This is a genomic window from Trabulsiella odontotermitis (genome assembly GCF_001188485.1).
In the GTDB taxonomy this organism is placed as follows: Bacteria; Pseudomonadota; Gammaproteobacteria; order Enterobacterales; family Enterobacteriaceae; genus Trabulsiella; species Trabulsiella odontotermitis_A.
On record NZ_JNGH01000055.1, the window covers coordinates 1 to 292 of the forward strand.

A 292-nucleotide genomic window follows, 5' to 3' on the forward strand; every position below is an offset into this window, starting at 1 on the left:
ACTGCTGCCGCGGGCGATTGCCGATCCGCGCAATCCGCAGGGCTGGACGGGTGGGCGAGGGCACGCGGTCTCGGTACTGGAAATGCCCGACGCGCCGCTACAGCCTGGCTGGAACGCGCCGTTATCCGACTATACGCTGCCGGTACAGCTCACCTGGCATAGCCCGATGCTGCACAACACGCGCCGGGTATGGGTGTTCACCACCGGTCACGATAACGACGCCGCGCGTCCGCTGGCGATCCTGCTTGATGGTCAGTTCTGGGCGAAAAGCCAGCCCGTGTGGCCCGCGCTG

1 pseudogene is annotated in these 292 nt (G+C 66.8%); it reads left to right on the plus strand.

Annotation, left to right across the window (positions count from 1 at the left end):
• Nucleotides 1-292: pseudogene (locus tag GM30_RS04130) on the plus strand (enterochelin esterase); the annotation flags it as partial.